The organism is Salinivibrio sp. ML323, assembly GCF_001995745.1.
GTDB lineage: Bacteria > Pseudomonadota > Gammaproteobacteria > Enterobacterales > Vibrionaceae > Salinivibrio > Salinivibrio kushneri.
Genome location: NZ_MUES01000021.1, coordinates 12,407 through 37,124, shown reverse-complemented (window position 1 = coordinate 37,124; position 24,718 = coordinate 12,407). Strand labels below are relative to the sequence as shown.

General features: G+C 51.4%; 21 protein-coding genes. 18 read left to right on the top strand and 3 right to left on the bottom strand.

Annotation, left to right across the window (positions count from 1 at the left end; genetic code table 11):
• Positions 1-362 precede the first annotated feature (362 nt).
• The 4 genes from nhaA to BZG13_RS11525 all read left to right on the top strand — a co-directional run bounded on the left by nhaA (position 363) and on the right by BZG13_RS11525 (position 3,162).
• Positions 363-1,568: a Na+/H+ antiporter NhaA gene (gene nhaA / locus BZG13_RS11540; RefSeq protein WP_077486722.1), complete on the top strand. Its 1,206-nt coding sequence runs from the start codon at positions 363-365 to the stop codon at positions 1,566-1,568.
• Entirely contained in the window at positions 1,537-1,812 is a 276-nt protein-coding gene (locus tag BZG13_RS11535) for a hypothetical protein (RefSeq protein ID WP_077486721.1), read from the top strand. Before nhaA ends, BZG13_RS11535 begins: the two co-directional genes overlap by 32 nt.
• A 72-nt stretch (positions 1,813-1,884) precedes the next feature.
• Complete coding sequence (gene nhaR, locus BZG13_RS11530; protein WP_077486720.1) at positions 1,885-2,778, top strand: transcriptional activator NhaR; 894 nt, start codon at positions 1,885-1,887, stop codon at positions 2,776-2,778.
• Positions 2,779-2,844: 66 nt separating this feature from the next.
• A complete protein-coding gene (locus BZG13_RS11525; protein ID WP_069362119.1) occupies positions 2,845-3,162 on the top strand; it encodes an ArsR/SmtB family transcription factor in 318 nt (105 codons plus the stop codon).
• 55 nt (positions 3,163-3,217) lie between these two features.
• Here the strand turns inward: BZG13_RS11525 and rpsT are convergent, their stop codons facing one another.
• On the bottom strand, positions 3,218-3,478 hold the full coding sequence (gene rpsT, locus BZG13_RS11520) for a 30S ribosomal protein S20 (RefSeq protein WP_046075100.1): 261 nt from the start codon (positions 3,476-3,478) through the stop codon (positions 3,218-3,220).
• Between the two features lie 286 nt (positions 3,479-3,764).
• Between rpsT and murJ the strand changes: the two genes are divergently transcribed.
• The 9 genes from murJ (at position 3,765) to carB (ending at position 16,946) form a co-directional block, all read left to right on the top strand.
• Entirely contained in the window at positions 3,765-5,336 is a 1,572-nt protein-coding gene (murJ, locus tag BZG13_RS11515; RefSeq protein WP_077486719.1) for a murein biosynthesis integral membrane protein MurJ, read from the top strand.
• 91 nt (positions 5,337-5,427) lie between these two features.
• Positions 5,428-6,363 (top strand): bifunctional riboflavin kinase/FAD synthetase, encoded by a 936-nt coding sequence (ribF, locus tag BZG13_RS11510; RefSeq protein WP_069362121.1) that lies wholly within the window; start codon positions 5,428-5,430, stop codon positions 6,361-6,363.
• A 30-nt stretch (positions 6,364-6,393) separates the two neighbouring features.
• The gene (gene ileS, locus BZG13_RS11505; RefSeq protein ID WP_077486718.1) at positions 6,394-9,219 is read left to right on the top strand and encodes an isoleucine--tRNA ligase; all 2,826 of its coding nucleotides are present in this window, start codon (positions 6,394-6,396) and stop codon (positions 9,217-9,219) included.
• On the top strand, positions 9,219-9,728 hold the full coding sequence (gene lspA / locus BZG13_RS11500) for a signal peptidase II (protein ID WP_069362123.1): 510 nt from the start codon (positions 9,219-9,221) through the stop codon (positions 9,726-9,728). Before ileS ends, lspA begins: the two co-directional genes overlap by 1 nt.
• A gap of 44 nt (positions 9,729-9,772) precedes the next feature.
• Positions 9,773-10,204 (top strand): FKBP-type peptidyl-prolyl cis-trans isomerase, encoded by a 432-nt coding sequence (fkpB, locus tag BZG13_RS11495; RefSeq protein ID WP_077486717.1) that lies wholly within the window; start codon positions 9,773-9,775, stop codon positions 10,202-10,204.
• A gap of 10 nt (positions 10,205-10,214) precedes the next feature.
• Entirely contained in the window at positions 10,215-11,159 is a 945-nt protein-coding gene (ispH, locus tag BZG13_RS11490) for a 4-hydroxy-3-methylbut-2-enyl diphosphate reductase (protein WP_077458694.1), read from the top strand.
• 134 nt (positions 11,160-11,293) lie between these two features.
• On the top strand, positions 11,294-12,097 hold the full coding sequence (gene dapB, locus BZG13_RS11485) for a 4-hydroxy-tetrahydrodipicolinate reductase (protein WP_077486716.1): 804 nt from the start codon (positions 11,294-11,296) through the stop codon (positions 12,095-12,097).
• 466 nt (positions 12,098-12,563) lie between these two features.
• Positions 12,564-13,703 carry a glutamine-hydrolyzing carbamoyl-phosphate synthase small subunit gene (carA, locus tag BZG13_RS11480; protein WP_069362127.1) on the top strand — a complete coding sequence of 380 codons (1,140 nt, stop codon included), beginning with the start codon at positions 12,564-12,566 and terminating at the stop codon, positions 13,701-13,703.
• 15 nt (positions 13,704-13,718) lie between these two features.
• Positions 13,719-16,946 (top strand): carbamoyl-phosphate synthase large subunit, encoded by a 3,228-nt coding sequence (carB, locus tag BZG13_RS11475; RefSeq protein ID WP_077486715.1) that lies wholly within the window; start codon positions 13,719-13,721, stop codon positions 16,944-16,946.
• Between the two features lie 52 nt (positions 16,947-16,998).
• Here carB and dacB read toward each other — a convergent pair whose 3' ends face one another.
• The gene (gene dacB / locus BZG13_RS11470; RefSeq protein ID WP_077486714.1) at positions 16,999-18,441 is read right to left on the bottom strand and encodes a D-alanyl-D-alanine carboxypeptidase/D-alanyl-D-alanine endopeptidase; all 1,443 of its coding nucleotides are present in this window, start codon (positions 18,439-18,441) and stop codon (positions 16,999-17,001) included.
• A 291-nt stretch (positions 18,442-18,732) separates the two neighbouring features.
• On the opposite strand from dacB, the gene greA reads away from it, so the two are divergent.
• Positions 18,733-19,206, top strand: a complete 474-nt coding sequence (gene greA / locus BZG13_RS11465) for a transcription elongation factor GreA (protein WP_069362161.1) — start codon at positions 18,733-18,735, stop codon at positions 19,204-19,206.
• A 102-nt stretch (positions 19,207-19,308) separates the two neighbouring features.
• Here greA and yhbY read toward each other — a convergent pair whose 3' ends face one another.
• Positions 19,309-19,605 (bottom strand): ribosome assembly RNA-binding protein YhbY, encoded by a 297-nt coding sequence (gene yhbY / locus BZG13_RS11460; protein WP_077486713.1) that lies wholly within the window; start codon positions 19,603-19,605, stop codon positions 19,309-19,311.
• A gap of 205 nt (positions 19,606-19,810) precedes the next feature.
• On the opposite strand from yhbY, the gene rlmE reads away from it, so the two are divergent.
• From rlmE to glmM, 4 genes are read left to right on the top strand one after another with little or no spacing between them, the layout of a single operon-like run.
• Entirely contained in the window at positions 19,811-20,440 is a 630-nt protein-coding gene (rlmE, locus tag BZG13_RS11455; protein ID WP_077486712.1) for a 23S rRNA (uridine(2552)-2'-O)-methyltransferase RlmE, read from the top strand.
• A gap of 51 nt (positions 20,441-20,491) precedes the next feature.
• Positions 20,492-22,441, top strand: coding sequence for an ATP-dependent zinc metalloprotease FtsH (gene ftsH / locus BZG13_RS11450; RefSeq protein WP_077486711.1), 1,950 nt, complete (start codon positions 20,492-20,494; stop codon positions 22,439-22,441).
• Between the two features lie 60 nt (positions 22,442-22,501).
• Positions 22,502-23,338: a dihydropteroate synthase gene (gene folP, locus BZG13_RS11445; RefSeq protein ID WP_158074894.1), complete on the top strand. Its 837-nt coding sequence runs from the start codon at positions 22,502-22,504 to the stop codon at positions 23,336-23,338.
• A 13-nt stretch (positions 23,339-23,351) separates the two neighbouring features.
• Positions 23,352-24,689 carry a phosphoglucosamine mutase gene (gene glmM / locus BZG13_RS11440; protein ID WP_077486710.1) on the top strand — a complete coding sequence of 446 codons (1,338 nt, stop codon included), beginning with the start codon at positions 23,352-23,354 and terminating at the stop codon, positions 24,687-24,689.
• The last annotated feature ends 29 nt before the right edge of the window (positions 24,690-24,718 follow it).

Below are 24,718 nucleotides of genomic sequence, written 5' to 3'. Positions count from 1 at the left end.
ATAGTAAGAAGGTAATATTTCAGAAATATGACACAAATACTGCAGTGGTTTGAAAATCCGATCTGGACGAGGTTATCAGTGGAATTCGCGTCAGTTAGCTTGCTGATTTTAAGTATTATTTGTGCCCGTTCGGTGCCGTAAAAAAATCCGCGTAAAAAATGTAACAGGCGCGCGCTCGATGGCACTATGCTAGAAGCAGGGCGGGTAACAAGGTAAAAAAAGATTAGACTGCGAATAAATCAATGGTAAGTTAGTTTTCATATCGGTTTTCCCGATGTTTACTATCAGAACAAACGATTTTTCTAAAAGTGGTCTGGCTGACTAGACTACGGAAATCCACTTTTTTTGTATGGAGTGCTTAAATGACTGATGTCATTCGTCAGTTTCTGAAAATGGAATCCGCAGGAGGTATTGTGCTGATTATTGCGGCGGTATTGGCGATGTTCGTAGCGAACTCGGATCTACAGCCCTTATATGACGGCACCCTTCATACCTATATAGCCGGTTTATCGGTTGGTCATTGGATCAACGATGGCTTAATGGTGATTTTTTTCCTGCTGATTGGTTTGGAAGTGAAGCGTGAGTTGGTGCAAGGTGCCTTAAACTCGAAAGATAAAGCGACCTTCCCGGCGGTCGCCGCCATTGGGGGGATGCTTGCACCCGCATTGGTCTACCTCGCCTTTAACTGGGGCGATCCACTCGCGGTATCGGGGTGGGCGATCCCGGCCGCGACCGATATTGCCTTTGCGTTGGGTGTGTTGGCATTGCTGGGTAATCGTGTCCCTTTGGCGTTAAAGGTCTTCTTGCTCGCGTTAGCGATTATTGACGATCTTGGCGTAATAGTGATCATTGCACTGTTCTACAGCAGTGATTTGTCTGTGGTTGCTTTAGCGGGCGCATTTGCGGCTACCTTGGTCTTGGTGGCGATGAATATGCGCAAAGTCACCAGTATCACTGCCTATGTGGTGGTCGGCTTGCTGCTGTGGTTCAGTGTTCTGCAGTCAGGTGTTCACGCGACCCTTGCCGGTGTGGTGCTTGGTTTTGCTATCCCACTTAAGGGGAAAACGGATGATGACCCATCACCGTTGAAAAAAATGGAGCACGCCCTCCATCCTTATGTGTCGTATTTGATCCTGCCTATCTTCGCCTTTGCCAATGCCGGGGTGTCTTTGGATGGCGTCTCTTTGGCCAACTTAACTGAAATGTTGCCGCTAGGTATCGCTCTAGGTCTGCTGATTGGTAAGCCTTTGGGTATCTTTAGCTTTAGCTGGGCAGCGGTGAAACTAGGCATTGCCAAATTACCAGCACGTGTGAATTTCACCCACATCTTCGCGGTGTCAGTGCTTTGTGGTATTGGTTTTACCATGTCTATTTTTATCTCGTCACTGGCCTTTGTCGGTGTGAATGGCGAGTTCGTCACACTCTCTCGTCTGGGGATCTTGATAGGATCAACCTTGGCCGCGGTGATTGGTTATGCGGTTTTGCACTTTGCATTGCCGCCAGCCAGCGCGCTTGCTGATGAACGAGGAGACGAGTATGAAGAAGGCGACACTAGCATTGATTACTAGCCTGGTTGCCGTCTCTGGCGCTGCCATGGCGGCGAACCAAGAGATGTACTGCCACGGAGAAAAGGATAACAGCGACGTGTGCCAAGCCTACCTAGCGGGCGTGGCAGATGGAAAAGCAATGACAGCCTCATTAAACGACAAAGACAATGTCGACAATGGGTCGAGCTTTTCAGAGCGAGCGTTAGAGCATCGAGCCGGAGAGCGGGTGAGAAAGCCGCTCGATAAAGATGATGTGAAAGACTAAAACGTGCATGGAACTTGAAGGCGCCAGAGGGGCAGCGTAAGCTGCTCGTCTGGCGTTTTTTTATCAATCAGCATGGCTCACCTAAACTACAACCACCTTTACTATTTTTGGATGGTCTGCAAGCAAGGTTCTATCACCCAAGGGGCGGACAAACTTTGTTTAACACCACAAACCGTGACAGGGCAAATCCGAGCGCTGGAACAGCGCTTAAATGGCAAGCTGACTAAACGCAATGGCCGTTATGTTGAGCCCACCGAACTGGGTCAGCTCGTTTTTCAATATGCGGACCGTATGTTTGGCTTGAGTTATGAGATGCTGGATATTGTTAACTATAGCCAACAAGAAAACATCTTATTTGATGTAGGGGTGGCTGATGCCTTATCTAAGCGTTTGATCAGTCAAATCTTGCTTCATGCTATCCCGAACGATAATGCCATCCACCTACGTTGTTTTGAATCGACGCACGAGATGCTACTCSAACAGCTCTCTCAGCATAAATTGGATATGATCCTGTCCGACTGCCCAGTCGATTCCACGCAACAGGCCGGGTTATTTAGCGTCAAGCTTGGTGAGAGTAGCATGAGTTTGTATTCCTCTAATCCTGCTGAGCCCCCCGATGTGCCGTTACCTATCCGTCTGGCTACGCAAAAGATATTGATGCCGAGTAAAGCTACCGCCATGGGGCGAAAACTCACCCAATGGTTTGATCAACAAGGGATAGTACCCAATATACTGGGTGAGTTTGATGACTCTGCACTGATGAAAGCTTTTGGCATTAGTCATCAGGCACTATTCATTGCGCCCACCACGTATGCTGAAGAAGTGACCCGGTTGGGACAGGCGGTGCAAATTGTTGAGCTGAGCGCGGTTAAAGAAGAATACTATGTGATATTCGCTGAGCGGATGATCCAGCACCCAGCGGTCAAGCGGATTTGTGAGGCAGATTACAGTCGCTTATTTGTTTAGTTACAAGCTGACATAAAGATCGTGCTAGACTCACGGCAATGAGTATTAATCAATGATGGAAGTTGAATGGATTTAGCCCGTATGCAGCAGAATGGGCCGAAGGCGGTAAACTTGCTCAAGGCCATGGCTAACGAGAAACGCCTATTCATTCTGTGTTATTTATTGCAAGGAGAGTTGTCGGTGGGGCAGCTCGTAGATCGCGTGCCTCTAAGCCAGTCGGCGCTGTCTCAACACCTTGCTTGGCTTCGTAAAGATGGCCTGGTGGCCACGCGTAAAGAAGCGCAAACCGTGTATTACTCGCTAAAAAGTGATGAAGTCGAGGCGGTTATCCAGTTACTACATGATCTGTATTGTAAGGAAACCGTGGATTCACCCAATCCTTAAGCCATAAAAAAACCGGCCGAGGCCGGTTTTTTTTATCTCTTTGCAAAGAGCAAGATTACAGCGCTTTAATTTGTGCTGCAAATGCTGCTTTGTAACGAGCGGCTTTGTTCTTGTGGATCAGGCCTTTGGTGGCTGAACGATCAAGAATAGGCTGAACTTGTGCAAAAGCAGCGGTTGCTGCTTCTTTGTCGCCTGCAGCGATAGCTGAAGCAGTTTTCTTCATATAGGTGCGCATCATAGAGCGACGGCTTGCGTTGTGCTGGCGACGCTTCTCAGACTGGATCGCACGCTTCTTAGCAGATTTGATATTCGCCAAGGGTCTAACTCCCAAATCTTTTTGTTCGGTGACATTTCAAGGCGGAGGACTATGCCTCTTTTTACCTCTATTGTCAATTCATTTGTGCAAAGATCCGCCGCTCCAACGATGTGTTGGCGCTGCGGGGTTATCACAGTTAATATGGCGGCTGATTCTATCAGCATTTCAGCCCCGACGTCACCTATATTTCCATTTCTTATCGATGTCAGCGATGGCGCGACAGCGGAAAGAAACAATAAAGGCGCGACAGTGACGCGCATTGGGCACGTGTTTTCAAGAGGTAACCGTGAGTAAGCGACTTTTACGCTCTGGGCTCATCGTGAGCACCATGACTTTGGTGTCCCGTGTTTTAGGGTTGGTTCGTGATGTGGTGATCGCGAATTTGATGGGGGCAGGAGCGGCCGCCGATGTGTTCTTTTTCGCCAACAAAATTCCGAATTTTCTGCGCCGTTTGTTCGCGGAAGGGGCCTTCTCACAAGCGTTTGTGCCCGTATTAACCGAATATCAAGCGCTCGACAAAGAAGATGACACGCGCGCACAATCGCGTGAGCTGGTGGCGAATGTGGTGGGCACCTTGGGTGGCTTGGTCACCCTTGTCACCTTGCTCGGGGTGGTTGGCTCGCCAGTGTTAGCGGCGTTATTTGGGACCGGTTGGTTTGTTGATTGGTTAGAAGGGCGACCTGATGGGGCTAAATTCGAGCTTGCCAGCTTGATGCTCAAAATTACCTTCCCTTATTTGTGGTTTATTACCTTTGTGGCTTTATCCGGGGCAATACTCAACACGCTAAACAAGTTTGCTGTGTCGAGCTTTACCCCTGTTTTTTTGAATATCGCGATTATCGCGGCGGCGATAGGGCTCTCCCCGCATCTTGCCCAACCTGAAATTGGACTGGCGATTGGTGTCTTTGTTGGGGGGGCGGTTCAGCTTTTATTTCAACTGCCTTTTCTCGCTCAAGAAGGCATGTTGGTCAAACCTAAATGGGGATGGCGTCATCCTGGGGTAGTGAAAATACGTCAGCTAATGATTCCGGCGCTTTTCGGGGTCTCGGTGAGCCAAATTAACCTATTATTCGATACCTTTATCGCCAGTTTCTTGATGACAGGATCGATCAGTTGGCTGTATTACTCTGATCGCTTGCTTGAGTTTCCGCTCGGTTTGTTTGGCATCGCCATCGCCACCGTTATTCTCCCTGCGTTATCGAAAAAGCATGTGGATCAATCGCCTCAGCAATTTTCCGCCACCATGGACTGGGGGGTGCGTATGGTGTTGCTCCTTGGGATCCCAGCGATGGCAGGGTTGATCGTGCTGGCCAAACCGATGTTGATGGTGCTCTTTATGCGGGGTGAATTTGGTGTCCCCGACGTAGAGGCGGCGAGTTTATCCTTGATGGCCTATGCGTGTGGTTTGGTCAACTTTATGGTGATTAAGGTCCTTGCGCCTGGCTACTACGCCCGCCAAGATACTAAAACGCCTGTTAAGTACGGGGTCATTGCCATGGTGAGTAACATGGTTTTTAACGCCATTTTTGCTTACTTGTTTAGTTATGTCGGGCTGGCCATGGCGACCGCACTTTCTGCGTTGATTAACGCCGGCCTGCTCTATCAAGGATTACACCGACAAGGTATTTATCAGTTATCGCGGGCGACCCTCGGCTTTATTAGCAAACTCGTGTTGGCGGTGAGCGTGATGATCGGCGGGTTGTACCTGGTGATGCCTGCGTTGTCTCAATGGGTGTCTATGTCCTTGCTATCGCGAAGCGTAACGTTAGGCGGGCTTATTGTGGGGGGCGGTGCGCTTTATCTTATCACCGCCTTGTTGGTCGGTGTGCGGTTGAGTGATATTCGACACCGTGGATGATAGAAAGCGCGGATTATCAATCCAGGGCTGATTGCCGGCGCTGACTAGTATATAATCCGCCAGTTTTAATAGTTCAAATAGTCAGCAGGCGATGGAATTAATTCGAGGCATCCACAACATCCGGGCGCAACACCGAGGCTGTGTACTGACCATCGGGAATTTCGATGGTGTCCACCTAGGTCACCAGGCTGTTTTGCGTCAAGTGGTTGAGAAGGCCAGAGCCCTTGACTTGCCTGCGACTGTGATGCTGTTCGAGCCGCAACCGCTCGAGTTATTTCTTGGTGAGCAAGCGCCTGCGCGATTATCGCGATTGCGGGATAAATACACCCAGCTTGCCAAACTGGGCGTCGATAGGTTGTTGTGCGTCAGTTTTACCCCGGCCTTCGCCGCCATGAGTCCTGATGCCTTTGTGGACCGCTTGTTGGTCAATCAATTGGGTGTTAAGTTTCTGGTTGTGGGTGACGACTTTCGCTTTGGCCTGAAGCGAGCGGGCGATTTTTCCCGTTTAGCGCAAGCCGGACAAGAGCATGACTTTGCGGTTGTCAGCACTGAAAGCTTTTGTGTCAGTGATCGTCGCGTGAGTAGCACCGCGATTCGTGATGCGCTTTCCGCGGGTGAAATGAAAGCTGCGGCCGATATGCTGGGGCGTCCTTATAGTATTTGTGGCCGGGTTGCCCACGGGCGCAAGCTGGGGCGAACGATTGGTTTTCCTACGGCGAATGTGTTGCTTAAACGTCGCGTTTCACCTGTGTCTGGTGTTTATGCGGTAACGGTGGCCATCGACGGGCAATCATTACCTGGAGTGGCAAATGTAGGACATCGCCCGACGGTCAACGGCACGCACCAGCAACTCGAAGTACACCTTTTTGATCACACGCTCGACTTATATGGCAAACAGCTTGAAGTGAGCTTGTTACATAAGTTGCGTGACGAGACCAAATTTGCGTCAGTAGACGCGTTAAAAATGCAAATTCAACGAGATGCATCAGCCGCGCGTGCGTGGCTGGCTGATGCCAATAATGTCTAGAGTGTAACCTCCATACGGAATCAATAATCAATGAGTGACTACAAAGATACCTTAAACCTGCCGGAAACCGCGTTTCCGATGCGAGGTAATCTTGCTAAGCGTGAGCCTGATATGCTCAAGCGTTGGTACGATGAAGATCTTTACGGTGCAATCCGTCAAGCGAAGAAAGGCAAAAAAACATTTATTTTGCACGACGGTCCTCCGTACGCGAACGGCAACATTCATATTGGTCACTCTGTTAATAAAATTCTCAAAGACATTATTATTAAATCGAAAACGCTGGCGGACTATGACGCACCGTACGTCCCTGGCTGGGACTGCCACGGTCTGCCTATCGAGTTGATGGTAGAGAAAAAAGTTGGCAAGCCAGGTCAGAAAGTTTCTACCGCCGAGTTCCGTGAAAAGTGCCGTGAATATGCCGCCAAACAAGTGGAAGGCCAAAAAGCGGACTTTAAACGCCTTGGCGTGTTAGGTGAGTGGGATAAGCCTTACCTGACCATGGATTTTAATACCGAAGCCAATATTATCCGTGCATTGGGTAAAATTGCCGGTAATGGCCATCTACACAAAGGCTTCAAGCCTGTGCACTGGTGTACAGACTGTGGCTCAGCGCTCGCGGAAGCCGAAGTTGAGTACCAAGATAAGACATCACCGTCGATTGACGTGACTTTCCGCGCGGTGGATGAGCAAGCATTGGTTAACGTATTTACCCTAGCAGGCGATCACCAAGGTGAAGGCCCAGTGTCAGCGGTGATCTGGACCACCACCCCTTGGACCTTGCCGGCTAACCGTGCGGTCGCGGTCGCGGCGGACTTGGAATATGTCTTAGTCCAAGTCGAAGGTGACCAGCCACAGCGCTTGATCCTTGCCGCAGAGCTGGCAAAAGATGTGATGGATCGCGCGGGCATTGAGCACTATCACAACCTTGGTTTTTGTAAAGGTGAAGCGCTAGAGCTGCAACGTGTGCAGCATCCTTTTTACGATTTTGATGTGCCAGTGATCCTGGGTGATCATGTTACCACCGAGTCTGGTACGGGTGTGGTTCACACGGCGCCGGGTCATGGTCAAGAAGACTTTGTGGTAGGACAAAAATACGATCTCGAAGTCGCTAACCCGGTTGGCAGCAATGGTGTTTATCTGCCGGATACGCCACTGTTTGCTGGTCAACACGTGTTCAAAGCCAACGATAATGTGATTGAAGCGCTGAAAACGCACGGGGCGTTGCTGCATCATCACGCGTATGAGCACAGCTATCCGCATTGCTGGCGCCACAAAACACCGATTATTTTCCGCGCGACGCCGCAATGGTTTATTGCCATGGACAAAGCAGGTCTGCGTGACAAAGCGTTGCAAGAGATCAAGAACGTTGAGTGGATCCCGGACTGGGGACAAAGCCGCATTGAGTCGATGGTAGAAGGGCGTCCAGACTGGTGTATTTCGCGCCAGCGCACTTGGGGCGTACCCATTGCCCTGTTCGTGCATAAAGAAACCTCCGAGCTACACCCGGATACGCTCAACCTGATTGAGAAGGTGGCTCAGCGTGTAGAAAAAGCCGGTATTCAAGCGTGGTGGGATCTCGATCTAAACGAACTGCTAGGCGATGACGCTGACCAGTATGAGAAAGTTTTGGATACCCTAGATGTGTGGTTTGATTCTGGTGCGACGCACTATGCCGTGGTCAATCAGCGTGATGAGTTTAACGGTCAAGAAGCCGATATGTACTTGGAAGGCTCGGATCAACACCGCGGCTGGTTCCAGTCATCGCTGATGACGTCAGTGGCAATTAAAGGCCAAGCGCCTTACCACCGCGTACTGACGCATGGCTTCACCGTTGATGGTAACGGTCGCAAAATGTCGAAGTCGCTGGGTAACACCATCATGCCGCAAGATGTGATGAACAAGCTGGGCGCTGACATTCTTCGTTTGTGGGTGGCATCAACCGATTACACGGGTGAGATCAGTGTGTCGGATGAAATTCTCAAGCGCAGTGCTGATGCTTATCGTCGTATCCGTAATACCTCGCGCTTCTTGCTCGCTAACCTACACGGTTTTGATCCTAAAACTGACTTGGTTGCACCAGACGATTTGGTGGCGGTCGATCGCTGGGCAGTGAGCCGCGCCCTCGAAGCGCAACAAGAGATCACTGCCGCGTATGATGCGTGTAACTTCCACCAAGTAACCCAGCGCTTAATGCAGTTCTGCTCGATTGAGATGGGCTCGTTCTACCTCGATATCATCAAGGATCGTCAGTACACCGCCAAAGCAGGCAGCCACGCGCACCGCAGTTGTCAAACGGCGCTGTTCCACATCGTAGAAGCACTGGTACGCTGGATGGCACCGATTATGTCATTTACCGCCGATGAGATCTGGAATGAAATGCCGGGTGAGCGTAACCCGTTTGTGTTCACCGAAGTCTGGTATGACGGCTTGTTTGACCTAGAACAGCAGGCTGTGCTGAATCAGGCTTTCTGGGCGAAACTGCTTGATGTGCGTGATGCAGTGAACAAAACCCTTGAGCAAGCGCGGAATGAAAAAGTCATTGGTGGCTCATTAGAAGCGGAAGTCACCCTCTATGCTCCCGCTGATTTTGCCGAGAAGCTGCGCTTGATGGGTGATGAGCTTCGCTTTGTATTGCTGACCTCGAAAGCAACTGTGGTCGCCGGTGACGCGCCAGCGTCTGCCACGCAGACGGAACTCGACGGATTGGCCGTAGAAGTGGCGGCATCAAGCGCGGCCAAGTGTGAGCGCTGTTGGCACCACGTTGCTGATGTCGGCACCATTGCAGGTCATGAAGAGATCTGTGGCCGATGCGTGACCAATATTGCAGGAGAAGGCGAAACTCGCCAATTTGTGTGATGCAGACTCTTTCCCTCTCACAATCAGGATGGCGCTGGCTTTGGCTGGCGCCACTGGTCTTTGCACTTGATATCGGCAGCAAGTGGCTGGTGATGCAAACCATGGAATACGGGTTTGCGAATCGGATTGAAGTATTGCCWTTCTTTAACCTGACGTACGTGCACAATCATGGCGCGGCGTTCAGTTTTTTAAGTGATGCGGGTGGCTGGCAACGTTGGCTTTTCAGTGTTATTGCACTGGGGGTGAGCGGGTTATTGGCGTATTGGATGCGGCATACCCCGGCCGATAAACGCATGATCAATATTGCTTATGCAATGATCATTGGCGGGGCCCTGGGTAATCTGTTTGATCGTCTTGTGCATGGCTATGTGATTGACTTTCTAGATTTCTATCTCGGTCAGTCGCACTGGCCAGCGTTTAATCTCGCCGATTCGGCGATTTGCGTGGGCGCGGCGTTGATTATTTTGGATAGTTTTCGTCAAGGCCAGTCATCGACCAAACATGAGTGATGCGTATCTATCCCCGTTACCGCGACGTTCTAAAAGGATGAATCATGACAGCAATCACAGCGTCTAGCGAAGTCATTATGCACTTTACCATCAAACTTGAAGATGGCTCGGTCGCCGATACCACCCACAATGCGGGTAAACCGGCGAAGCTGGTAATGGGCGACGGGAGTTTGACGGAAAACTTTGAAACTTGCCTTCTTGGCTTAAAAGAAGGGGAGTCGAGCAGCTTCACCTTGGCACCAGAGGATGCATTCGGCCAACCTAACCCGGATAACATCCATCACATGGATCGCCGTCACTTTGGTGGAGAAACGCCTGCAGAAGAAGGGGCGATCATTGCCTTTAGTGGGCCGCAAGGACAGGAGATCCCGGGGATTGTGACGGCAGTGACGGGCGATTCCGTCACGGTTGATTTTAACCACCCGCTGGCTGGGAAAACCGTCATTTTTTATGTTGAAATTATAAGTGTGCAATAAAGGCGGACACATGAAGATCTTACTTGCCAATCCCCGTGGTTTTTGCGCAGGGGTTGACCGTGCCATCAGTATTGTTGAGCGCGCGCTAGAAATCTATCAGCCTCCCATTTATGTCCGTCATGAAGTGGTGCATAACCGTTTTGTGGTGGAAGGCTTAAAGCAGCGTGGGGCGATTTTTGTTGAGCAGATCAGCGAAGTGCCTGATGACAGTATTGTGATTTTCTCCGCCCACGGCGTGTCTCAGGCCGTGCGCAATGAGGCCAAGTCGCGTCAGTTAACCGTGTTTGATGCGACCTGCCCGCTAGTGACCAAGGTGCATATGGAAGTCGCGCGTGCCAGCCGTAAGAACATGGAAGTGGTACTGATAGGCCATGCCGGCCACCCTGAAGTGGAAGGCACCATGGGACAATACGCCAGTGAAACCGGTGGGATGTATTTGGTCGAAACCCCAGAGGATGTGTATACCTTGGAGGTGAGCGATCCGGATAACCTGCATTATGTCAGTCAAACCACCCTGTCGGTCGACGAAACCGCGGATGTGATTGATACTCTGCGTAAGGTGTTTCCTAACATCCAAGGACCACGCAAAGACGACATTTGTTACGCCACCCAGAACCGCCAAGATGCGGTGCGCGATTTAGCGCAAAGCTGTGACGTGATGGTGGTTGTCGGCTCAAAAAATAGCTCTAACTCAAACCGTCTGCGTGAGTTATCCGAAAAGCTGGGAACGCCAGGTTATTTAACTGACACGGCAGAAGATATTGATCCGGCTTGGTTTGAAGGCAAGCATACGGTGGGGATCACGGCCGGTGCGTCGGCACCAGAAGAGCTAGTGGATCAAATTATCGAGCGTATCAAGCAGCTGGGTGCGACCCATGTTGATAACCTTGCTGGGCGTGAAGAAAACATGTTTTTTGAAGTGCCTAAAGAGCTACAAATTCGTGAAGTCACTTAGGGTGATGAGCAAGACGATGAGGGGAGCAAGTGCTTCCCTTTTTTTCGCCAATATACAAGTGCCAAGGAACGCGCTAGAGTGGTGGGTTACCGAGAAGGAGCCAGTGAACTGGCAAAGTGACAAAGGGGAAAATCATGGTACGTATTGCCATAGCCGGTGCGGCTGGGCGCATGGGGCGCAACCTTATCCAAGCGGTTTCACAGTATCCAGGTGCCGTGTTAGGGGCGGCGAGCGAAAGGCCGGAATCTAGCTTAGTCGGCACCGATGCAGGCGAGCTGGCAGGGATCGGCCGCTTGGGCGTGAATGTGGTGGACGATTTGCGCAAAGTCAGTGACGACTTTGACGTGGTGATTGATTTTACCGCTCCCGCTGCAACCTTGGCCAATTTAACGCTGTGCCAAGAGGTCGGTAAGCAACTGGTTATCGGTACCACCGGCTTTGATGAGGCGCAAAAAAAAACCATTGAAGAGGCGGCATCCTCGACAGCGATGGTGATGGCGCCCAACTACAGTGTGGGTGTGAACCTTGTCTTCAAGTTGCTTGAGCAGGCGGCGAAAGTGATGGGAGACGAGTGCGACATTGAAATTGTTGAAGCGCACCATCGCCATAAAGTGGACGCACCATCAGGTACCGCACTCGGTATGGGTGAAGCGATCGCGGGGGCGATGGGGAACCAGCTTAGTGACGTGGCGGTTTATGCCCGTGAGGGGATTACTGGCGAGCGGAGTAAAGACGAAATTGGCTTCGCGACCATTCGAGCTGGGGACATTGTCGGCGAACACACAGCGATGTTTGCCGATATTGGCGAGCGTGTCGAAATCACACACAAGGCCTCTAATCGTAATACCTTTGCTAAAGGGGCGGTACGTGCCGCGGTATGGCTCAATCAGCATCAACGCGGTTTATACACAATGCAAGATGTCCTCAATCTTAAATAATTATTCATCGCGCTTCGGCGCGATGTTTTTTTATCCCCTCTTGTTTGCTTYGCCCTGTTTTCTTTCCATTTCCTTATTTCTTATTCTTTATGCGCCTTCCGTGAACTTTAAGTGACAAAGTCGCCTTCATCAGCATTTAGTCATGCAAGGTAAACGTTTGCGAGTTTGATTTCATTTTAAAGAGAGAAAACACGAGCAATAAAAGAATCTCAGTGCTCGATTTGGGTGTTTTTTGTCCGTAAATCGCGGTTTAGGTTTGTTTTTATGGTGCTTTGATGGCGCTTTGTTAGTGAGTGACTAATAAAATAAAGAAAAATACTGTGCTTTGATTGACAGCTAGCCGCCTCGTCCCTAGAATGCGCGCAATTTGTCAAAATTCAGCTTGACGCGGGTTTTGATCTTAGATGGAATACGTGAATGCAACGTTAGTCGTAAAAAGTGCATTTCTATATAACTGGAGGTTGTCTTGAGCAAGTCTGCGCTCTTAGTCCTAGAAGATGGGACAGTGTTCCACGGTACCCCGATCGGCGCTGATGGCACCGCGGTGGGAGAAGTGGTTTTCAATACCTCGATGACGGGGTATCAAGAAATACTCACCGACCCCTCTTATTCCCGTCAGATCGTGACACTCACCTATCCCCACATTGGCAACACCGGCACCAACACCGAAGACGAAGAATCTAGCCAAGTCCACGCCCAAGGCCTCGTCATTCGTGATCTCCCCCTGTTAGCCAGCAACTTCCGCAATCAACAGTCCCTTTCTGATTACCTCAAACATCACAACATTCTCGGCATTGCCGATATTGATACGCGCAAACTCACGCGATTATTGCGAGAAAAGGGCGCGCAGAACGGCTGTATTGTGGCCGGCGATAGTGTAGATGAGGCATTGGCGCTGGCGAAGGCGCAGGACTTTCCTGGCTTAAAGGGAATGGATCTCGCCAAAGAAGTGACCACCAAAGAAAGTTACCGCTGGACGCAAGGCTCTTGGCAGCTTCATCAAGGCTTGCCCGAGGCTGCCGTAGAAGGTGAGCTGCCCTATCACGTGGTCGCCTATGACTTTGGAGCCAAACGCAATATCTTGCGCATGTTGGTTGACCGAGGCTGTCGCTTGACTGTAGTGCCGGCGACGACACCGGCTGATGAGGTGTTGGCGATGAACCCCGATGGTGTCTTCTTATCCAATGGCCCCGGCGATCCTGCGCCATGTGATTACGCGATTGAGGCTACACAAGCGTTTTTAGAAGCAGGCGTGCCTGTCTTTGGTATTTGCTTGGGCCATCAGATATTGGCGCTGGCGAGCGGCGCGAAGACAGTGAAAATGAAATTTGGCCACCATGGCGCTAACCATCCGGTGAAAGACCTAGACCGTGGCGTGGTGATGATCACCAGCCAGAACCATGGCTTTGCCGCCGATAAAGACAGTCTGCCAGACACATTAAGAGCCACCCATGTGTCTCTATTTGATGGAAGTTTGCAAGGTATTCATCGCACTGATAAGCCCGCATTTAGCTTCCAAGGGCACCCCGAGGCAAGTCCGGGGCCGCATGATGCCGCGCCACTTTTTGATCATTTTATCGATCTTATCAAACAACATCGCGCCTAATTGGAGTCGTTGAGCATGCCAAAACGCACAGACATAAAAAGCATTCTTATCCTGGGCGCAGGCCCTATCATCATTGGCCAAGCCTGCGAATTTGACTACTCCGGGGCGCAAGCGTGTAAAGCCCTGCGCGAAGAGGGGTATCGTGTCATTCTGGTGAACTCCAACCCAGCCACTATCATGACCGACCCAGAGATGGCCGATGCCACTTACATTGAACCTATCCAGTGGCAGGTGGTGAAACACATCATCGAAAAAGAACGCCCTGACGCCGTACTGCCAACCATGGGTGGTCAGACAGGTTTGAACTGCGCCCTGGATCTTGAACGCCATGGCGTGTTGGCCGAATTTGGCGTGGAAATGATTGGCGCTACTGCTGATGCGATTGATAAAGCCGAAGACCGTCATCGCTTCGATGAGGCGATGCAAAGCATTGGTTTGGAGTGTCCACGCGCGGGTATCGCCCACAGCATGGATGAGGCGCACAAGGTGCTCGACGAAGTGGGCTTTCCTTGTATTATCCGCCCCTCCTTTACCATGGGCGGCACTGGCGGGGGCATCGCCTACAACCAAGAAGAGTTTAAAGATATTTGCGAGCGCGGTCTCGATTTATCTCCCACCAATGAGCTGCTTATCGATGAGTCCCTCATTGGCTGGAAAGAGTACGAAATGGAAGTGGTGCGGGATAAAAACGACAACTGCATCATTGTCTGCTCGATTGAAAACTTCGACGCCATGGGGGTCCACACGGGCGACTCTATCACGGTTGCGCCAGCACAAACCCTGACGGATAAAGAATACCAATTAATGCGCAACGCATCCTTGGCAGTGCTGCGCGAAATTGGCGTTGAGACCGGCGGGTCGAACGTACAATTTGGTATTAACCCCAAAAATGGCCGTATGGTGATCATCGAGATGAACCCGCGGGTATCACGCTCTTCGGCGCTCGCGTCAAAAGCAACCGGCTTCCCGATTGCCAAAGTGGCAGCCAAGTTGGCGGTGGGCTTTACCCTTGACGAGTTGATGAACGATATCACCGGTGGCGCCACGCCCGCGTCGTTCGAGCCGACCATTGATTATGTCGTGACTAAAATCCCACGCTTTAACTTTGAAAAATTTGCCGGTGCCAACGATCGCTTAACCACCCAGATGAAGTCAGTGGGTGAGGTGATGGCGATTGGACGTAACCAGCAAGAATCATTGCAAAAAGCACTGCGCGGCTTAGAAGTCGGTGCGGCGGGCTTTGACGAGAGGGTAAACCTGGATGACGATACGGCATTAACCGAAATCCGCCATGAACTCAAAGAGCCAGGCGCAGAGCGGATTTGGTATATTGCCGATGCTTTCCGCGCAGGGATGTCGGTTGATGGGGTGTTTAACCTGACCAATATCGACCGTTGGTTCTTGGTGCAAATCGAAGACATCGTCAAGCATGAGCAGCAAGTGCGTGAGCAGGGCTTTGCGGGGCTTAATAAAGCCGCATTGCGTCAGTTAAAGCGTAAAGGCTTTTCCGATGCGCGTTTGGCCGCCTTGTTGGGCGTTTCAGAAATCGAAGTGCGCAAGCTGCGGGACAAATTTCAGATTTATCCTGTCTATAAGCGTGTCGACACCTGCGCTGCTGAGTTCTCGTCGGATACGGCCTATATGTATTCCACCTACGATGAAGAGTGTGAGTCACAGCCGACAGATAAGAAGAAAATCATGGTTATTGGCGGTGGGCCAAACCGAATTGGGCAAGGGATCGAGTTTGATTACTGCTGTGTCCACGCGTCATTGGCCCTGCGTGAAGACGGTTTTGAAACCATCATGGTTAACTGTAACCCAGAAACCGTTTCTACCGACTATGACACCTCTGACCGTTTGTACTTTGAACCCATCACCCTAGAAGATGTGCTGGCGATAGTGAACGTTGAAAAACCAGAGGGCGTGATTGTTCAGTACGGTGGGCAAACGCCACTTAAACTGGCCCGTGACTTAGAAGCGGCGGGTGTGCCGATTATTGGTACCAGCCCAGATGCGATTGACCGTGCCGAAGACCGTGAGCGTTTCCAAGATGCCGTACAGCGCCTTGGCCTCAAACAACCTGCCAACGCGACAGTCACTGCACTGGAGCAAGCGGTGGAGAAAGCCAAAGAAATTGGTTATCCGTTGGTGGTGCGTCCGTCTTACGTATTGGGCGGACGGGCGATGGAAATTGTCTATGATGAGACCGACCTGCGCCGCTACTTTAATGAGGCAGTGAGTGTCTCGCACGAATCTCCCGTGCTGCTGGACCATTTCTTGGATGATGCGACGGAAGTGGACATTGATGCGGTGTGCGATGGTGAAACGGCAGTGATTGGCGGCATCATGGAGCACATCGAGCAAGCTGGCGTGCACTCTGGTGACTCCGCCTGCTCGCTGCCCGCGTATACGTTAAGTGACGATATCCAAGATCGCATGCGTGAACAGGTGCGCAAGCTAGCGTTGGAGCTAGGCGTGAATGGATTGGTCAATACGCAATTTGCGGTGAAGGATGATGAAATCTATCTCATCGAGGTCAACCCGCGCGCTGCTCGAACGGTGCCATTTGTCTCTAAAGCGACGGGTGTTCCTCTGGCGAAAATCGCTGCGCGCGTCATGGCAGGCCGCTCCCTGGCTGAGCAAGGGTTTGTCAAAGAGGTGATCCCGCCTTATTACTCGGTGAAAGAGGTGGTGCTACCGTTCAACAAATTCCCAGGGGTTGATCCATTGCTGGGCCCTGAAATGCGTTCGACCGGTGAGGTGATGGGCGTGGGGGATACCTTTGCCGAAGCCTTTGCAAAAGCAGACCTCGCCTGCGGTAAAGCCTACAGCGAGGGCGGACGGGCCTTGTTATCGGTGCGCAATAATGACAAACAGCGCGTGGTGGATTTAGCAGCGAAGTTACTCAAGCTTGGCTTTGAGCTCGACGCGACCCATGGCACCGCGGTGATCCTTGGTGAGGCGGGTATCAATCCGCGTTTGGTCAACAAGGTGCATGAAGGGCGACCACACATTCTTGATCGCATCAAAAATGGTGAGTACAGCTACATTGTCAACACCACGGAAGGACGCCAAGCGATTGAAGATTCAAAAGTCTTGCGTCGCGGCGCGCTCGCAGCCAAGGTGAATTACACCACTACGCTGAACGCCGCCTTCGCCACGTGTATGGCGCTAACAGCGGCGGACATGAGCAAGGTCAACCCTGTGCAATCTTTGCATGCACGGGTGCAGACCAAATCATAACGGTACGACTGTCAACGCGTATCAGCCCGCCACCTTGGCGGGCTTTTTTTATTCAGTGAGATTGGGCCAGTGGCGGCCGTAACTGACCGCGGATTAGCGCCATATAAAACTCACGCTCAAACTGAGTAATCGGCGAGGGAACATTCTCCGGCTGCGCGTCTTCCTCGGGATGATAATGACTGACAAGTTGCACTACGATGTGCTGTTTTCCTGCATCATCTTCTAGCATCCCAGCTAAATTAAAGCTGCCATACAGCGAGCCACTTTTGGCCTTTAAACGTCCTTTTATGGGCGCATGACGAATGCTCTGGCGATACTTGAGGGTACCGTCCACGCCGGCAGTGGGGAGCATTTGAGTCATGCCCAGTGTCGGATGCGTGGTGATATAATGCATCACCTGCGCCAGTTGGCGGGCGCTGAGACGGTTATTACGAGACAGCCCTGAACCATCGACCAGCACGGCCTGTGATAGGTCAATCCCAGCCTCCTGTAATATCGCCTTCACCGCTGCAACGCCATTGCGATACGAGCCAGGCTGCTGAAAGTAGCGGCGTCCCAAGGCTTTGAGAAGATTGTCGGCAATGAGGTTGTCAGAGTCGCGCAGCATCGTGGTGAGCAGGGAGGTAAGGGGCGCTGACTGGTGACGAGCCAGCTCGCGTGACTGACTGGGTGCCCGCGCCACGCGAATATCGCCTTTCACGCGCACATTCAGGCGCGCGAGCTCATCGGCCACAATGGCTTTGACGTAAATCGATGGCGTTTGTACGGCAAAGTTGAGTGGCAGCGGACGCGCCCGATGCGGGAGGCAACCAGAAAAATAATAGGTGTTTTTTGCTGTCGCGGTGAGATCGAGCCCGCAATGGCGGGTAGCTTGTTCGTCCTCGCTTATCGCTCGCGCTTGGTTCTCTATTGAAACGGGCTGATGGTCAGGGACATGTACGCGTGTCAACCTGCTATCAGGCTGGCTATAAATCGCCCCTTGCACGCAGTTGTGATTGAGGGTGATTGCCGTGGAAGGCGCACTGTAGCAGACCGCTAAAATATCCCATGGCCAGCCAGGCGCACGGGTGCGACCAGCAAACGCGTGTCCATCCAGATAGAGATTATTAATGGTATCGAGACCGCGACGGGGTAATTGACTCAGCAGTTGACGAATATCTTTTCGAGTCAGTAACGGATCACCATTAAAAATAAGGGCGATGTCATCACCACTTTGCACCAATCGGGTGGAAAAACGGAAGGTGCTGGGTAAATAAAGCCGAGCGGCGAGTCCGGTGAGAAGCTTTTGTGTACTGGCTGGGGGCAGCAGCGCATCGGCTTGCTCACTGATCTGGGGGTGATTTTGCTCCGCATCACTCACCCATAGCGCGACTTGGCTGCCTTTAGGCAGCAACGGTGTCAGTTGTGCCAGCGTTAACGACGCCGCCGACGCCGACGCAAACGGCACCAGGAAAATCGTCATCAGAGCGAGATGGCGAAAAAGAGCGGAAAGCATGATAAAAGCCTTTTTATTTGCGCATGCATGCCATCCTACCCTGTCTAGCCTTGAAGACAAGCGGTTCGGGGCGGACAACCCACTCGTTGGGCTGATGATAAAGTGGATAGCCGCAAAGTGGATCGCAGATGGATGGCTCACGCTATCGCCGGATAAGAGATGATTTTGCGCGAATTCTTGTTTACAATCTAAAAAAAGCGTTGAATTCCGCCGCGCCCAGATATTTTATTTGGGCGTGGCTTTGTTTTGCCAAAATCCCTTTGCTGTGGATTGAAAGAGGTAATGTCATTTATGGATAAAGTGCCAATGACCGTACGCGGTGAGCAGCTGCTACGAGAAGAGCTGGACAAGTTGATCAAGCGTCGCCCTGAGATCTCCAACGCCATTGCAGAGGCGCGTGAACTCGGTGACTTAAAAGAAAATGCAGAATATCATGCGGCTCGTGAAGAGCAGGGTATTTGTGAGGCGCAAATCCGTGACATCGAGTACAAGCTGTCGGTGGCACAGGTGATTGATGTCACTAAAATGCCGAATAATGGCAAAGTGATTTTTGGCGCGACGGTCACCTTGATTGACGTGAATACGGACGAAGAAGTGACCTATCGGATCGTGGGTGATGATGAAGCCGACATCAAAGCGAATTTAATTTCGGTGAATTCTCCCATCGCCCGTGGCCTGATTGGAAAAGAAGAAGGGGAAGAAGTGAGCATCACTACCCCGGGTGGCGTCAAAGAGTTCGAACTCGATAGCGTCGATTACGTATAGAAAAGTGTTACTGAATGTAACCCTTCTCCGATGCTGACACAGTAAAAAGGCCGCAATGCGGCCTTTTTGTTATGCGATAGCACAGACTGATCACGCACGTGACTATTTGCGTGGTAATTCAATTTTGCGATCTTCGCTTTGGCGATAAATCACCAAGGTTTTACCGATCACCTGCACTTTTTCGGCGCCGGTTTCCCGAAGAATGGCCTCGACAATCAGGTTTTTGGTCTCACGGTCTTCTGAAGCGACTTTCACTTTAATCAGCTCGTGGTGGTCAAGTGCAAGCTCAATTTCAGCGACCACGGCTTCAGTTAAACCATTGGCGCCCATTAAGACGACAGGCTTAAGGGGGTGAGCCAGTCCTTTGAGATACTGTTTTTGTTTGGTGCTGAGTTTCATGTTGGCTCGATTTCTATTTGCTAGGGGTTGAAAACATGCCWTTCTAACGCCATCTCACCACAAACTGAAACACTAGAAAGTGGGCGGATGGCAAGTACTTGGTCTGCTGGGTGAGAGTGAGTCTGTCTTTGAGAATAAGCTAACGCACACAATTGTCTGAATTTTATATGAATGTGGTGCGATGGGTGGGCGTAGTAGGAACAACATGGCGAATAAAAAACACTCTGCCAGCTCAGGACGCTGGTTGAAAGAACACTTCGACGACAAATACGTTCATGAAGCGCAGAAGAAAGGGTATCGGTCTCGAGCGATTTTTAAGCTAGAAGAGATTCAGCAAAAAGATCGCATCTTGAAACCGGGAATGACGGTAGTGGATCTGGGCGCTGCCCCCGGAGGTTGGTCACAATATGCCGCGACACAAGTCGGTGACGACGGGCAAGTGATTGCTTGCGATATCTTACCGATGGATTCCATGCCAGGTGTTAGCTTTCTGCAAGGGGACTTTCGCGAACAAGCGGTACTCGATACCTTGCTCGAGCGCATTCAACCCAACCAAGTTGATGTGGTGATGTCTGACATGGCGCCAAACATGAGCGGTAATCAGGCGGCCGATCAACCCAAAGCGATGTATTTGGTCGAATTGGCATTAGAAATGTGCCGTGAAGTGCTGGGGCCGAAAGGCAGCTTCGTGGTAAAAGTTTTTCAGGGCGAAGGCTTTGATCAGTATTTGGCCGAGGTGCGTAAAATGTTTACAGCGGTCAAAATTCGAAAACCCGACTCATCCCGTGCAAGGTCGCGAGAAGTCTACATTGTGGCTACAGGTTATAAACTGTAGTACCCTTACATTTATCTATCTCAGTTATGCGAGGCTAACACCTTGAGTGACATGGCAAAAAACTTGATTCTGTGGCTGGTTATCGCCGTTGTCTTAATGTCTGTGTTCCAAAGCTTTGGACCAGGAGACAGCGCCGGTCGTCAAGTCGACTATACCTCTTTCGTACGCGAAATCGGCAACGATCAAATACAGGAAGTAAAATTTGACGATCGTGAGCTGAGTGTCACCCGACGTGACGGCTCACGCTATGTCACCTTTATGCCTGTGATGAATGATCCAAAGTTGTTGGATGATTTGCTTAATAAAAACGTTCGCGTGAAAGGGACGCCACCTGAAGAGCCAAGCATGTTGGCATCGATCTTCATTTCTTGGTTCCCAATGCTACTGCTTATCGGGGTATGGATTTTCTTCATGCGCCAGATGCAAGGCGGTGGCGGCAAAGGTGCCATGTCGTTTGGTAAATCGAAAGCCAAAATGATGAGTGAAGAGCAGGTTAAGACCACCTTCACTGACGTCGCAGGCTGCGATGAAGCGAAAGAAGACGTGAAAGAGCTGGTGGATTACCTGCGCGATCCAAGCCGTTTCCAAAAACTAGGCGGCAAAATCCCAACCGGCGTATTGATGGTCGGCCCTCCAGGTACCGGTAAAACCTTGCTGGCGAAGGCCATTGCAGGCGAAGCGAAAGTGCCGTTCTTTACCATTTCTGGCTCTGACTTTGTGGAAATGTTCGTGGGTGTGGGCGCATCACGTGTCCGTGACATGTTCGAACAGGCAAAGAAAGCCTCGCCGTGTATCATCTTTATCGATGAAATCGACGCCGTCGGTCGTCAGCGTGGCGCTGGGCTTGGTGGTGGTCACGACGAGCGTGAGCAGACCTTGAACCAGATGTTGGTCGAAATGGATGGCTTTGAGGGCAATGAAGGCGTTATCGTCATTGCGGCGACCAACCGTCCAGACGTATTGGACCCTGCGCTATTGCGTCCTGGTCGTTTTGACCGTCAAGTGGTGGTGAGCTTGCCAGATGTGCGTGGCCGTGAGCATATTCTCAAAGTGCATATGCGCAAAGTGCCACTCGGTAATGATGTCGATGCCTCACTGATTGCGCGTGGTACGCCAGGCTTCTCAGGCGCTGACTTGGCTAACCTGGTTAACGAAGCGGCATTGTTCTCTGCGCGTGGTAACAAGCGTGTAGTGTCGATGGTCGAATTTGAACTGGCGAAAGACAAAATCATGATGGGTGCAGAGCGCCGTTCAATGGTGATGTCGGAAGAAACCAAAGAGTCAACGGCGTATCACGAAGCGGGTCACGCCATTGTTGGTCGCTTGGTGCCAGAACATGACCCGGTTTACAAGGTCTCCATTATCCCGCGTGGGCGTGCATTGGGTGTGACCATGTACTTGCCTGAGCAAGACAGGATCAGCATGTCGCGCCAGCATCTCGACTCGATGATTTCGAGCCTGTACGGCGGCCGTTTGGCAGAAGAGCTGATCTACGGCAAGGAAAAAGTCTCGACAGGGGCATCGAACGACATCGAGCGCGCGACCGATATTGCCCGCAAGATGGTGACGCAATGGGGCTTCTCAGAGAAGCTGGGTCCACTGCTTTATGCAGAAGAAGAAGGTGAAGTCTTCCTAGGCCGCTCTATGGCACAGACCAAGCACATCTCCGATGAAACGGCTCGACTTATTGACGCGGAGATCCGTGGCATCATCGATCGCAACTACGATCGCGCCAAGCAAATCTTGGAAGAAAACCTGGATATCATGCACGCGATGAAAGATGCCTTGATGAAGTACGAAACCATTGATGCGGCGCAGATCGATGACTTGATGGCTCGCCGTGATGTACGAGAGCCTGCTGGCTGGGAAGGTGGCGATGGGGGGTCATCTTCTGATGATACTCCAAGCAAGCCGGATGCCTCGAAAGCGATCGCGTCTGACGAATCATCTGACGACAAAAAGCAAAAACCGCTTGATTCAGAAAACCAGTCTGAAGCGTAAATACCCATGAATACAAACCCCGATACGTCGGGGTTTTTTTGATCGTGCTCGGAAAAACGCATGCAAATAACACACAATAACCTCACACTCTCTCTGACCCGCCCCGTCATCATGGGGGTCTTAAACGTCACGCCAGATTCCTTTTCCGATGGCGGCCAATTTCAGCACTGTGATAAAGCGGTCGAACGTGCGATGCAGATGCTCGCAGACGGCGCCACCATTCTCGATATTGGTGGCGAGTCGACGCGACCAGGTGCGGCCGATGTCGATGAGCAAGACGAGATTGATCGTGTTGTTCCCGTCATTGAAGCGATTCGTGAGCAATCTGATTGTTGGATTTCAATTGATACCAGTAAAGCAGCCGTCATGCGTGCCGCAGTCAATGCGGGTGCCAATCTCATTAATGATGTGCGCGCATTACAAGCGCCTGGGGCGTTGGAAGCGGCAGCGGATCTGCAAGTGCCTGTGTGCATCATGCACATGCAAGGACAGCCACGAACAATGCAAGCGGCCCCTGACTACCAAGATGTCGTTGGTGAGGTGAAAACGTTTTTAGCGGCACGTATCGACGCCTGCACTGAGGCGGGGATCCATCGACAGAATATCATTCTGGATCCTGGCTTTGGTTTTGGTAAGACGTTGGCGCATAACTATCAGCTTCTTGCTGACCTCGATGCTTTTCATGACTTTGGATTACCTGTATTAGCAGGCATGTCACGCAAGTCAATGATTTATAAAATGTTAGATAAAACGCCGCAGGATATTCTGGGCGGAAGCCTTGCCTGTGCCACCTTAGCCGCGGCGAAAGGCGCACAGATCATTCGCGTCCATGATGTGAAAGAAACCGCTGATGCGCTCAAGGTGGTCGCCATGACAGCGCGCGTAAAAATGAACTAGGAGAAGAAAAATAATGACAGAGCGTAAGTATTTTGGCACCGATGGTGTGCGCGGCAAGGTGGGCGAATTTCCCATTACGCCGGAATTTATGCTAAAGCTTGGCTGGGCCGCAGGTCGCGTATTGTCGCAACAAGGCACGCGTAAGGTACTGATTGGTAAAGACACGCGTATTTCTGGTTATATGTTAGAGTCGGCGCTCGAGTCAGGGCTGTCTGCGGCGGGATTGGAAGCGGCCTTTACCGGCCCTATGCCGACACCTGCGATTGCTTACTTAACCCAAACGTTCCGCGCGGAAGCCGGGATTGTGATTTCGGCCTCGCATAACCCGCATTACGATAACGGGATTAAGTTTTTCTCCTCCGAGGGCACGAAACTGGCTGATGAGGTTGAGTTAGCGATTGAAGCTGAGCTAGAAAAAACACTGACTTGTGTCGAGTCGGCGGAGTTAGGTAAAGCCAGCCGCATTAACGACGCGGCCGGGCGTTACATCGAATTCTGTAAAGGCACCTTCCCCAGCGCGTTGAGCCTGAGTGGGTTAAAAATTGTGCTCGATTGCGCCCATGGTGCCACCTATCACATTGCGCCTTCGGTATTTCGTGAGCTGGGTGCGGAGGTGACCACCATTGGCTGTGCCCCTAACGGCACCAATATTAACGATGAGGTGGGAGCCACGGACGTCCGTGCGTTACAAAAACACGTCCTCGAGCAAAAAGCCGATTTAGGCATTGCTTTTGACGGGGATGGAGACCGCGTCATCATGGTGGATCACCTTGGCAATAAAGTCGACGGCGACCAGATTGCATATATTATCGCCCGCGAGAGCCTTCGTCGTGGTGAATTAAAAGGCGGCGTGGTTGGTACATTGATGACCAACATGGGGATGGAGCTTGCACTTCAGTCTCTCGGTATTCCGTTTGCACGCGCCAAAGTGGGCGACCGTTATGTGATGGAGCTGCTGCAAGAGAAAGGGTGGCGAATTGGTGCGGAAAATTCAGGCCATGTGATTGTCTTGGATAAAGTCACCACCGGAGACGGCATTGTGGCGGCATTGCAGGTCCTGGCCAGTGTTGCCGCCACGGGCATGGATCTAAAAGCGTTGAGTGACGGGATGACCTTGTTGCCTCAGGTATTAGAGAACGTCCGTTTTAGTGGCACGGTTGACCCGTTACAAAGCGAGCCGGTGCTGGCAGCGAAAGCCAATGTCGAGCAAAAGCTGGGCGAGCAAGGGCGTGTACTGTTACGTAAATCCGGGACAGAACCTTTGATTCGAGTGATGGTTGAGGGACCGGATACCGACAAGGTTCACGCTTATGCGCTTGAAATCGCAGAGGCTGTGAAGGCGAATTGTTGATAACCGTCGAGCGGGTGGTCATAGATTGC

Excerpts from the sequence above, each read along its gene's own strand:
- nhaA (WP_077486722.1), top strand. The coding sequence starts at position 363 with ATGACTGATGTCATTCGTCAGTTTCTGAAAATGGAATCCGCAGGAGGT.
- BZG13_RS11535 (WP_077486721.1), top strand. The coding sequence starts at position 1,537 with ATGAAGAAGGCGACACTAGCATTGATTACTAGCCTGGTTGCCGTCTCT.
- BZG13_RS11525 (WP_069362119.1), top strand. The coding sequence starts at position 2,845 with ATGGATTTAGCCCGTATGCAGCAGAATGGGCCGAAGGCGGTAAACTTG.
- ribF (WP_069362121.1), top strand. The coding sequence starts at position 5,428 with ATGGAATTAATTCGAGGCATCCACAACATCCGGGCGCAACACCGAGGC.
- ileS (WP_077486718.1), top strand. The coding sequence starts at position 6,394 with ATGAGTGACTACAAAGATACCTTAAACCTGCCGGAAACCGCGTTTCCG.
- fkpB (WP_077486717.1), top strand. The coding sequence starts at position 9,773 with ATGACAGCAATCACAGCGTCTAGCGAAGTCATTATGCACTTTACCATC.
- ispH (WP_077458694.1), top strand. The coding sequence starts at position 10,215 with ATGAAGATCTTACTTGCCAATCCCCGTGGTTTTTGCGCAGGGGTTGAC.
- dapB (WP_077486716.1), top strand. The coding sequence starts at position 11,294 with ATGGTACGTATTGCCATAGCCGGTGCGGCTGGGCGCATGGGGCGCAAC.
- carB (WP_077486715.1), top strand. The coding sequence starts at position 13,719 with ATGCCAAAACGCACAGACATAAAAAGCATTCTTATCCTGGGCGCAGGC.
- dacB (WP_077486714.1), bottom strand. The coding sequence starts at position 18,441 with ATGCTTTCCGCTCTTTTTCGCCATCTCGCTCTGATGACGATTTTCCTG.
- greA (WP_069362161.1), top strand. The coding sequence starts at position 18,733 with ATGGATAAAGTGCCAATGACCGTACGCGGTGAGCAGCTGCTACGAGAA.
- yhbY (WP_077486713.1), bottom strand. The coding sequence starts at position 19,605 with ATGAAACTCAGCACCAAACAAAAACAGTATCTCAAAGGACTGGCTCAC.
- rlmE (WP_077486712.1), top strand. The coding sequence starts at position 19,811 with ATGGCGAATAAAAAACACTCTGCCAGCTCAGGACGCTGGTTGAAAGAA.
- ftsH (WP_077486711.1), top strand. The coding sequence starts at position 20,492 with ATGGCAAAAAACTTGATTCTGTGGCTGGTTATCGCCGTTGTCTTAATG.
- folP (WP_158074894.1), top strand. The coding sequence starts at position 22,502 with ATGCAAATAACACACAATAACCTCACACTCTCTCTGACCCGCCCCGTC.
- glmM (WP_077486710.1), top strand. The coding sequence starts at position 23,352 with ATGACAGAGCGTAAGTATTTTGGCACCGATGGTGTGCGCGGCAAGGTG.